This is a genomic window from Bacteroides sp., from assembly GCF_029057325.1.
In the GTDB taxonomy this organism is placed as follows: domain Bacteria; phylum Bacteroidota; class Bacteroidia; order Bacteroidales; family Bacteroidaceae; genus Bacteroides.
In genome coordinates this window covers 1-11486 of the sequence record NZ_JAICZW010000025.1, presented here as the reverse complement: position 1 = coordinate 11486, position 11486 = coordinate 1, and the positions used below count along the sequence as shown (strand labels likewise).

Genomic DNA, 11486 nt, shown 5'->3' with positions numbered 1-11486 from the left:
GAGTGGAGTTTGTCCGAAGAACGTCCGAAGCCGAATAGGCCCTGGTAGGGGTAGGATAGGATGTAGATAGGAAGAACCGGGGATAAAAGGAAGAAAGCCGTTTTTTCAGCGGAATCAGCCGGCAGCAAAAAGGGAACGAAAAAATATTTTACACGCAAAAAGAGATGCCGGATTCAACGCCACGCTCACAGCCGGTGGCTATCGGACAATTCGGCGACAGCCCCCCAAAAAATAATCTTCATCCCAAAAACATGCTCCATTGTCCGCAAATGAACACCTGTACTGTTCGAAAACGGACACTCATCTCCTCTTCCCGGATTTTCCGCAAATTTTCATCGCATTTCCTTTTAGACAAAATTCAGGCCGATTTCATGACTTTCTTCTTGTATTGCCCGTAAAAAACGCACATTTTTCGTTCAGAATCGGAGCATATAGTAAGCAGTGAGTGTTTTCCTTCAATCTCTTCCGACAGCCTTCGGGACACTTGGCACACTCTTTGCTCTTCTGTCGGTGACTTATTTAAAAACCGAATATGAAAAAGAATATCTTACTCGCCGCCTGTTTTTTGATGCCGTTGACCTTAACGGCGCAAAACGATATGCAAGAAAATGAGCGCAACATCACCCTGACCGAAGCCATCGCATTGGCACGTACCCAATCTGTGGATGCCGCCGTAGCGCTGAACGAACTGAAAACCGCCTACTGGGAATACCGCACTTTCCGGGCGGATTTGTTGCCGGAAGTGAACCTCACCGGTACGCTGCCCAATTACAGGAAATCGTACAGCACTTATCAGAACTCAGACGGTTCCTACAGCTTTGTCCGCAACAACACGTTGGGATTGTCCGGCCAGCTGTCCATTGACCAGAATCTATGGTTCACGGGAGGCAAGCTGTCGTTGACCTCCTCGCTCGACTATCTCAAGCAATTAGGGTCCGATGGCAACAAGCAGTTCATGTCCGTCCCCCTCAGCCTTGAACTGACACAACCCGTCTTCGGAGTCAATTCATTGAAGTGGAACCGCCGCATCGAACCCGTGCGCTATGCCGAAGCGAAAGCGAAATTCATCTCCGCCACAGAAGAGGTGACCATGAAAACCATCACTTACTTCTTCCAGTTGCTGCTGGCCAAAGAGGGACTGGCAACCGCACAACAAAACAAGACGAATGCCGACCGGCTCTATGAAGTGGCGATTGCCAAACGCAAGATGGGACAGATTTCGGAAAACGACCTGCTGCAACTCAAGCTGAACGCTTTGCAAGGCAAGGCGGACGTAACGGAGGCGGAAAGTTCTCTGAAAGCCAGGATGTTCCAGCTCCGCTCCTTCCTTGGCGTATCCGAACAGGAGACTCTGAATCCGGTGCTGCCCGCTTCCGTGCCCGATGTCAACATCGAGTACGACCATGTCCTGAACAAGGCACTGGTACGTAACTCATTCGCCCAAAACATCCGCCGCCGCCAGTTGGAAGCCGATTACGCGGTTGCCTCGGCACGGGGAAACCTGCGGAGCATCGACCTGTTTGCCAGCGTGGGATATACCGGACAAAACCAGGAGTTTTCAGCGGCATACAAAGATTTGCTCGACAACCAGATCGTACAGGTGGGAGTCAAGATTCCGATTCTCGACTGGGGCAAACGCCGCGGCAAGGTACGGGTGGCCAAGAGCAACCGGGAAGTGGTGCTGTCCAGAATCAGGCAGGAGCAGATGGACTTCAACCAAGATATCTTCCTGCTGGTCGCCAACTTCAACAACCAGGCGCAGCAGCTGGACATCGCCGAAGAAGCGGACATCATCGCCGAAAAGCGCTACCGGACAAGTGTCGAGACATTCATGATTGGCCGAATCAGCACGCTGGACCTGAACGACGCGCAGAACTCCAAAGACGAAGCACGGCAGAAGCACATCTCCGAACTCTATTACTACTGGTACTACTTCTATCAACTCCGCAGCCTGACATTGTGGGATTTTGAACGGAACACGGAATTGGAGGCGGACTTTGAAGACATTGTGAAATCTTGATGCAGAACACAGAGGCACGGAGACACGGAGTTTTTCTTTAAGAGAATAAGGAGAGAGTAAAGAGAGAATGAAGAGAGAATGAAAATACCTCCTTCCGCTCTTATCTCTGAAGAACAGACTCTTCAGTCTCCCTCGTCTCAAGACAAAAAAACTCCGTGCCTCCGTGTCTCCGTGTTTTGTTCCCATTCACAGCATTTCTTTTGATTTTCAGACCGGGAATCACAAAAAAACTCTAATTTTGCAAAAGCAAACAGCAATAACATTACCATGATACTGATAATAGATGACGATAGCACCGTACGCTCTTCACTCAGCTTCATGCTGAAACGGGCCGGATATGAAATAAAAACAGCTTCGGGGCCTTGCGAAGCGATGGAAATTGTCCGAAACGAAGCACCCGCACTGATTCTGATGGATATGAACTTCACCCTTTCCACCACCGGAGAAGAGGGGCTCACCCTGCTGAAACAGGTAAAGATTTTCCATCCCGATGTGCCCGTCATCCTGATGACAGCTTGGGGAAGCATCCAACTGGCCGTACAAGGCATGCGTGCCGGCGCCTTTGATTTCATCACCAAACCCTGGAACAATGCCGCCCTCCTGCAACGCATCAAGACAGCCCTCGAACTTTCCGCCGCCTCGGAGCAAGGAAACAAAGCGCATGAATTGACATTAGACCGCAGCAACATCATCGGCCAGTCGAAAGGGCTGACAGACGTACTGGAGACCGTGGCCCGCATCGCCCGCACCAACGCCTCCATCCTGATTACCGGCGAAAGCGGAACAGGCAAGGAGTTGATAGCCGAAGCCATCCATGCCAACAGCCAACGGGCCAAACACCCCTTTGTCAAGGTCAACCTCGGCGGCATTTCACAGAGCCTGTTCGAAAGCGAAATGTTCGGCCATAAGAAAGGAGCATTCACCGATGCCGTTTCCGACAGGACAGGGCGTTTTGAAATGGCGAACAAAGGCACCATCTTTCTTGATGAGATTGGCGAACTCGACCTTTCCTGCCAAGTGAAACTGCTGCGTGTGCTGCAAGACCAGACATTTGAGGTGTTAGGCGACAGCCGTCCGCGCAAAGTCGATGTGCGCGTGGTGGCCGCCACCAACGCCGACCTGCAGAAGATGGTTGCCGAACACACCTTCCGCGAAGACCTTTACTACCGCATCAACCTGATTACCATAAAACTGCCTGCACTGCGTGAACGCCGCGACGACATACCGCTGCTTGCCCGCCACTTTGCCACCCGTCAGGCGGAAACCAACGGATTGCCGCATACGGAGTTCTCGGCAGACGCGCTCGATTTCTTGTCGCGCCTTCCCTATCCCGGCAACATCCGCGAATTGAAGAACCTGATCGAACGCACCATCCTGGTCTGCGGGAAACCGATATTGGAAGCGGCCGATTTCGACATCCGCTACTTACAGCACAACGCATCGGGAAAAGCCGCCGAAGCCTCCCTTGCCGGCATGACCCTGGAAGAGATAGAACGGCAAACGATTCTGCAGACCATGGAGCAGCACAACGGCAATCTCAGCCAAGTAGCCTCATCGCTGGGCATCAGTCGCGCCTCGCTCTATCGCCGGTTAGAGAAATACAACATCGTGCCATAAAATCAATCATCATCAAACGTGCGCATCAAATTCTTCTTCTACATACTGGTTCTCCTGCTGATCGGACTGGGCGGAGCATTGATATACCTTCTGGATGTCAAGCAAGAGCTGCATCTGTTTCTGATGGAAGGATTCATGGCACTGATTCTGCTCTACCTGATTCTGTTCTACAAGAAGATAGTCAAGCCCATAAACAGCATAGGTAACGGCATGGAGCTGTTGCGCGAACAGGACTTCAGCAGCCGCCTCAGCTGCGTGAAACAACATGAGGCCGACCGCATTGTGAACATCTTCAACCGCATGATGGACCAGCTCAAGAACGAACGGTTGCGCCTGCGCGAACAGAACCACTTTCTGGACCTGCTGATTCAGGCATCCCCCATGGGAGTAGTCATCCTGTCGCTGCATGAAGAAGTGACGCAACTGAACCCGATGGCACTAAAGATGCTCAATATCCGGCCGGAAGAGGCCATCGGTAAACGGCTCGATCAGATAGATTCCCTATTGGCGGTCGAGCTCTCCGCCGTCCCCAAAGACAAGATTGCCATGATTCATCTGAACGATGCCAATATCTACAAATGCACACATACCTCTTTCATAGACCAAGGCTTCAAGCATCCCTTCTTTCTGATAGAACGCATGACGGAAGAGGTGATGCGGGCCGAAAAACAGGCGTATGAGAAGGTCATCCGCATGATAGCGCACGAAGTAAACAACACAACCGCAGGCATCACTTCCACCCTCGACACGGTGGAAGAGACGCTTTCCACAGAGAAAGAGATGGAAGACATCTGCGACATGATGCGCATCTGCACGGAGCGTTGCTTCTCCATGAGCCGCTTCATCACCCGCTTTGCAGACGTCGTGAAGATTCCCGATCCCACTTTAATGCCAGCACAACTGAACGAACAGGTATCTACTTGCAAGCGTTTCATGGAAGGCATGTGCAACGACCGTCGCATCAAGTTGCGTTTGGAGTGCGACCCTGAGGTAGGGATGGTCCGAATGGACACCGCCCTCTTTGAGCAAGTGTTGGTAAACATCATCAAAAATGCGGTAGAAAGCATCGCAAACGCCCCCGACAGGGCAGAAAGCGAGGGTGAGATTGTGGTCAGAACCCTCGTTCCCGCCTCCATCGAGGTCATCGACAACGGCCCCGGCATCAGCAAGGAGGTAGAAACCAAGCTCTTCAACCCCTTCTTCTCCACCAAGCCCAACGGACAGGGAATCGGACTGGTGTTTATCCGCGAGGTACTCACCCGCCACAACTGTACGTTCTCGCTACGTACCCACAGCGACGGGCTGACCCGCTTCCGCATCCAATTCCCGTAACTCCACCCAGGCTGTCCGGGAACTTCCGTTATGCTTTTTTAGGCACGGATTTCACGGTTCAAGCAAAGAAAAAATCCGTGTAATCTGTGTAAACCCGTGCCTAAAATCGTGACACAATGTAAGCAGCGACAGGCTTTTCGGACTACCTTCCCCCCGACCGTTTCCGATGCCGGACAAGAAGCGATCAGGGGCTGTCGGAACTGCAGATAGACAGCCACCGACAGCCATCGGTAGATTAAATAAATCAAATCAGGTCTCCTCGAACGTTAAATACTCCCAAAAAGAAAACTTTTTGATACTTTGCTTCATTTAACATATATATTTTTGCAAAAAATAAAAATGGGAAAAGAAGAATCAAATAGAATTCAGACTTCATTGCTGAATGCAATGGAGAAGAAAGTGTTGGTATGGCTTGCCGAAAGGCAGCCGGCGTGGATGACATCGGATATACTTACTTATACCGGAGTGTTGGGTGCCGTAATTTGTGCAGTGGGCTTTATATTGGCACATATCGACACCGGTTATTTGTGGCTCTCTTCTTTCGGGTTGTTCGTCAACTGGTATGGCGACAGCCTGGACGGAACATTGGCTCGTGTGCGCCACGCGCAACGTCCTATCTATGGCTTCTTCATCGACCATACGCTGGATGCCGTCACCATCTGCATCATGTGTATCGGTGCCGGACTCTCTCCCATGTTCAGGCTGGATGTGGCGATGCTGGTACTGGCAGGCTATCTGGTACTCTCCATTTATACTTATATATCTACGATTCTCAAAGACGAGTTCCGTCTGACGTATGGCAGCTTCGGCCCCACGGAATTCAGGCTGGCGGTGATTCTGATGAATACGATATTCATGTACACCCCGCTGTCCGAATTCTCCTGGGTGGTATGCGGACAGGCGTTAGGCGTGTTCGACATCATGGGCCTGCTGATTTCCCTCTTCCTTTTCGGAGCATGGCTCAGCCAGTTCCTGACCGACCGTCGCATGCTGTCGGAACGCGACCCTCTGAAACCGTATGTCCCTCAACATAAAAAAGCGTGACGTGAACTTACGTACTTACATTGAATTTGTCGTGAGCCGTCTGTTTGGCACCGGTGTCGATACATTGGTGCTATGGGTGTGCTCCAAGTTCCTGTTCGAAGACTATTACGGGATTTACATCCTCTCCCCCATCATCTCGTTCGAGTTTGCGGTGATGAGCAACTTCCTCTGGTCCTATTGCTGGATATGGAAAGACCGGTTGGAAGGCAGGTGCATGCGCGACTTCTGGTTTCGTTTCGTTGTCTTCAACCTGTCGTCCGTTCTGGGCTTCCTCGTGAAGATGGTTTTCCTGTTGCTCTTCGAAAGGGTATTCGGCTGGGATGTGATATGGTGCAACTTTGCCGCCTTGCTCATCTCCGGACTTTTCAACTACTTTCTGGCAGATACGGTTGTTTTCCGCAAATGCACCTTGTTCAGCCGGGTTTCCGGAAACAGCGTAATCGAAAAATCTTGAAACGGAAGAAACGACCGGCACATGAAACTTCTTTGGATAGACCTGAACAGCTCGTATGCGCACGCCTCGCTGGCGCTTCCCGCACTGCATGCGCAGGTAGCGGACGATGAGTCCGTCACGTGGGAAGTGGTCTCCGCCACCATCAACGAACAGGCGGGAATGATTGTCGATGAAGTCTGTCGGCACCGCCCCGACATCATCGCAGCGACGGCCTGGCTGTTCAACCACGAACAGCTGCTGCACATCGTCGCCAGAGTGAAGGCATTGCTCCCCCGCTGCCGCGTCGTCTTGGGAGGACCGGAGTTCTTGGGAGACAACGAAACTTACCTGCACAGAAATCCCTTCATCGACTGCGTATTCAGAGGCGAGGGCGAAGAGGCCTTCCCGCAATGGCTGGCTCACCATGACCGGCCGGAATTGTGGCACGACATCCCCGGACTCTGTTACCTCGACGCCCGACATCGATACATAGACAACGGCATCGCCCGCGTGCTCCGCTTCTCGGAACTGGTGCCGCCGGAAAAAAGCCGTTTCTTCAACTGGGACAAACCATTCGTGCAACTTGAAACGACACGGGGATGCTTCAACACTTGCGCCTTCTGCGTCAGTGGCGGCGAAAAGCCGGTACGCACGCTCTCCATCGAAAGCATCCGCGAACGCCTCCACACCATCCGGCAACATGGCATCAAGAACGTGCGTGTCCTCGACCGGACCTTCAACTATAACCCGCGCCACGCCATGGCATTGCTCCGACTCTTCCTGGAGTTCGCGCCCGACATCCGCTTCCATTTGGAGATGCACCCCGCCCTGCTGTCCGACGAGCTGAAAGAAGAACTGAAGAGGCTGCCCCAAGGATTGCTCCACCTGGAAGCAGGCATCCAGAGCCTGCGTGAACCGGTCCTCCAAACAAGCCGACGACTGGGAAGCCTGGACGATGCGCTGCAAGGCCTCCGCTTCCTGTGTTCGCTGCCCAACATGGAGACACACGCCGACCTCATCGCCGGCCTGCCCCTCTATCGGCTGTCCGAAATCTTTGAAGACGTACGCACGCTTGCCGCATACAACGCCGGAGAGATACAACTGGAATCGCTGAAACTGCTTCCGGGCACAGAGATGCGGAGAAGAGCGGAAGAACTGGGCATCCGCTACTCCCCCCTTCCCCCCTACGAAGTGCTCCAAACCAACGAAATCAGCGTCGGCGAGCTTCAGACCGCCCGCCAACTGTCGCGCCTGCTCGACGGATTCTACAACACCGCCGCCTGGCAATGCGTCACCCGCTGGCTGATAGTGGAGAACGAGACGTTCCTCCCCCTCTTCCTGAAGTACCTGATACAGCAGAACCTGATAGACCAGCCCATGAGCCTGGAAAAGCGCGGCCTGGTCTTCTATGACTTTTGCAGCATCCACTATCCCGCATACCTGACTTCGATTACCATCGCCTGGATAGAAGCCGGCATGTCCTTGAAGAAAAAGCCCGCCGAGAAGGTCAGAACCAAACGGCAGACGCCGCCCGAACAATGGAACGTAATCTACGGAGCATACAAGCAGAGCCTCCGCCTATGCTTCCTCCCGATGGACGAGGAGAAGCAGGCAGGCTACTGGTTCGGCTTTGAATCGGAGATACAGAAGGCGGAGCCGGTATTCAAGGCGGAATCATGAGCATCCCATAAAGGTACACATCTCATCGAACTGCCGATAAAAAGAAGCAAAACACAGCCAACAAAAAGATGCAAGACACAGGAAAAACTATATCTCAGCGCCTGAGATACACATCTCGTGTGCCGGGATGTACATCTCGCGTGCTGAGATATACATCTCAGGCGCTGAGATGAACTTTTTCCACTGAGTTTATCACTTTTTGCCGCACAGAAAGACTATTTTACAAAGGGAAATAAAGCGTTCAGAGACATGGATATCCTGTTTGAAAAGCATGCAGGCATTCAACCGGATCCGCAAAATGATCTTTTTGAGTACAAAAAAATACATTAGTTTCAGATATTACCACCATTGAATTATATTTGTATGCTGAAAGTAGCATAAGATGAGCAACAACAGAGATAACATAGAAAAGACGAACTTTGACGCATTTATAACTGCTGTCGGTTCGGAAATACAACAGGCGCAAGTCCGGCTGATTACCGCTGCCAATGCGCAAATGTTGTTCCATTACTGGAAAATGGGCAACTATATCCTCTATCATCAAAACTTATACGGATGGGGAAGTAAAATCATCAAGCAACTGGCAAAGGCTATCCGGCTGAATTTCCCCGAAAAGAAAGGCTATTCGGAACGCAACCTTACTTATATGTGTCAGTTTGCAAAGGCATATCCTTTAAGGACATTACAGAATTTCATTAAAACGGATGCAAAGCTGATAGCTCCAAACGTGGAAAAATTGCAGACGAAGTACGCTACTTAAACGATTTACGATTTACGCAAGAGCCTCTTGCGCAAATTCAATTCATTGATAACAAAGAAATTATAATCACGCAAGAACCTCTTGCACAAATTCATAATGTTGCTAAAACCGTATCCGACATTTACCGTATGGAAATTAAGGATATAGAAAACATATTTATGGCATCGCCTGTTGCAAGAACCAATTGGGCGAGCCATGTGATTATGCTTAACAGTTCGCTTCCATTGGGTGTAAGCTATTGGTACATGAAACAATCCGTAGAAATGGGCTGGAGTAGCAATGTCCTTAAAATACAAATTGAGACCAACCTGTACTGCAGACAAATCAGCAATAATAAGGTAAACAATTTCACAGCCACACTTCCTGCACCGCAAAGCGACCTCACCAATTACCTTCTGAAAGACCCATACATCTTTGACTTGGCTGGAACTAAGGAAAAGGCAGACGAAAGGGACATAGAAGAACAACTGGTTAAGCACGTTACCCGTTACTTGCTGGAAATGGGCAATGGCTTTGCCTTTGTTGCCCGACAGAAGCATTTCCAAGTCGGAAACAGTGATTTCTATGCAGACCTGATTCTATATTCCATTCCCCCTGCACGCATATATCGTGGTAGAATTAAAGGCTACCCCATTCAAACCGGAGTATGCAGGGCAACTGAACTTCTATATCAATGTGGTGGATGACAAACTGAGGGGAGAGAATGACAACAAGACCATCGGGTTGTTGTTGTGCAAAGGGAAAGACGAAGTTGTAGCACAATACGCATTGGCAGGCTACGACCAGCCGATAGGCATCAGCGATTACCAACTGAGCAAGGCTATACCTGAAAAATTAAAATCGGCTCTGCCAAGCATAGAAGAAGTGGAAGAGGAGCTGACTTCCTTTCTTGATAAAGATAAGAATCCATAAACCCAAGATATATGGCAGGAGAAATACAAATTATGTAACACCAGAAGAGGAACAACACGAATACTTCAACACTGAATTGCTTTCGCTCGTTCATACGACCTGCATAGGAGAACAATTCGAGAATATTTCCGAATATGATTTCTATGCTTGTATGAATCTGCGTCACTGCAAATGCAAGCTGAAGCCGAGAGAAAAAATACGTGTCTGCTACCCCTTTTTCATGATTTATATCCTATATTTACTTAATGTTTAATCCATCATTTAAATTCAGTATGAGAATTACGAATAGACTTTCATTTCTCCTTATTACCTTTTTATTAGGGTATAGTTCTGTTTATTCACAAACACAAGCAGATGTGAAAATGGGTGAAATCCTTAATAGTGGAGATTTGTTTCAGTTAAGAAAAGAATATCCGAATTTAAAAGATTCTGTAAGCGTGAAGATGCTCAATTTTATAGCAGATGCACAGTTAGGTATTGGCTTTAACAAGTTAGAAAATGCTGCTGTCGCCCTTGATAGTTTGTTGTTGTATCATCAAAATGAAATGGGAGCAGAAACCTCAATAGGAATGGCAGCTTTGCAAGGTATGAATCTTTTGAATTTAGGAATGTATGAACAAGCAGGAGAAATTGGAGAAGATTTGGTTAATGCACTCAAAGAATCCGTACCGTTTGAAAAACTTTATAGTTTTGTGTTTATTGAAAAAGTAGGTAAAGCACTTGCCAATGTGCCAAAACCTTATCTTGAACGTCCCAATCGAGATGTTATTGTACCACTAAGTGTGGAGACAATAGGAAGAGGCAAACATGTTTATATACCTGTAGAAGTAAATGGTATAACGAAAAACTATATTTTTGATACAGGTTGTTCGTTTGGTAATTTCGTTTCAGAAAAATATGCGGAAGAAGTAGGTCTGAAAATTATAACAGATTCAATCCCCGTATCAGGTATGGAGATAGGTTTTGTAAAACTTGCATCGGCAAATTCGCTAAAAATAGGAGAACTGGTATATCATAATCCTGTCTTTATGGTTGCGCCTCTCGACAATGAAGTGGATTCAGTATTTACATTTGACGGAGTGCTTGGCTATCATTTCATCAGAGATGCAAAGGAAATAATCATAGATAATGAAGCCAGCAAGTTCGTTTTTCCGCAAAAGCTGTCTGAGGGAGAACCAAATATGTATCTATCATCAAATACACCTCAAGTGCGAATCTGTTATAACGGACAACCTTTTGATTTGATTTTTGATACAGGAAATGTAAAGACTGATTTGGGGAACAAGTTTGCAATAACATTTCCCGATGCCATTGAGGGACTTGCAGAACAGACAACTTCCCGTGGAGGTTTTGGTGGAATATCGCAGACAAAAGCTGTAACATTGCCAAGATTTTGTTTCGAGGCAGCAGGTTCTACTGTAACATTGCATGATACGGAAGTCATTAAGAATACAGATTTCAACAGCCAATTGTTTTCAGGTTCATTGGGAGTGGATTTCGTATTGGCTTTCAAACGGCTGGTGATTAATTATCAGAATATGTTTATATGTGGAGAATAACAGTACTTTTATTAAATCCACGATAATGTATATTGAATGAACTAGGATGCTATATGGCTCACCCGATAATCATTGGGGGTATGCATAAATCTTAGCCAGTCTAAAGAGGAAGAATTTCTCATCCACTAC

At 48.7% G+C, this 11486-nt stretch carries 7 protein-coding genes and 2 pseudogenes; all 9 read left to right on the top strand.

The features are described 5' to 3' along the window. Positions 1–532 precede the first annotated feature (532 nt). The 9 genes and pseudogenes from K2G43_RS01705 to K2G43_RS01665 all read left to right on the top strand — a co-directional run bounded on the left by K2G43_RS01705 (position 533) and on the right by K2G43_RS01665 (position 11357). Entirely contained in the window at positions 533–2020 is a 1488-nt protein-coding gene (locus tag K2G43_RS01705; RefSeq protein ID WP_300152809.1) for a TolC family protein, read from the top strand. Positions 2021–2287: 267 nt separating this feature from the next. After that, positions 2288–3637: a sigma-54 dependent transcriptional regulator gene (locus tag K2G43_RS01700; protein ID WP_300152808.1), complete on the top strand. Its 1350-nt coding sequence runs from the start codon at positions 2288–2290 to the stop codon at positions 3635–3637. Between the two features lie 18 nt (positions 3638–3655). Then, a complete protein-coding gene (locus K2G43_RS01695; protein ID WP_297644942.1) occupies positions 3656–4969 on the top strand; it encodes an ATP-binding protein in 1314 nt (437 codons plus the stop codon). 339 nt (positions 4970–5308) lie between these two features. Further along, entirely contained in the window at positions 5309–6013 is a 705-nt protein-coding gene (locus K2G43_RS01690; RefSeq protein ID WP_300152807.1) for a CDP-alcohol phosphatidyltransferase family protein, read from the top strand. Further along, complete coding sequence (locus K2G43_RS01685) at positions 5988–6467, top strand: GtrA family protein (protein ID WP_297645396.1); 480 nt, start codon at positions 5988–5990, stop codon at positions 6465–6467. Before K2G43_RS01690 ends, K2G43_RS01685 begins: the two co-directional genes overlap by 26 nt. Before the next feature lie 21 nt (positions 6468–6488). Then, complete coding sequence (locus tag K2G43_RS01680) at positions 6489–8126, top strand: DUF4080 domain-containing protein (protein ID WP_300152806.1); 1638 nt, start codon at positions 6489–6491, stop codon at positions 8124–8126. Positions 8127–8508: 382 nt separating this feature from the next. Next, a pseudogene (locus tag K2G43_RS01675) lies at positions 8509–9798 on the top strand (PDDEXK nuclease domain-containing protein). Between the two features lie 46 nt (positions 9799–9844). Next, positions 9845–10024, top strand: a pseudogene (locus K2G43_RS01670) (hypothetical protein); the annotation flags it as partial. A gap of 46 nt (positions 10025–10070) precedes the next feature. Next, the gene (locus K2G43_RS01665) at positions 10071–11357 is read left to right on the top strand and encodes a retropepsin-like aspartic protease (protein ID WP_300152805.1); all 1287 of its coding nucleotides are present in this window, start codon (positions 10071–10073) and stop codon (positions 11355–11357) included. Positions 11358–11486 lie beyond the last annotated feature (129 nt).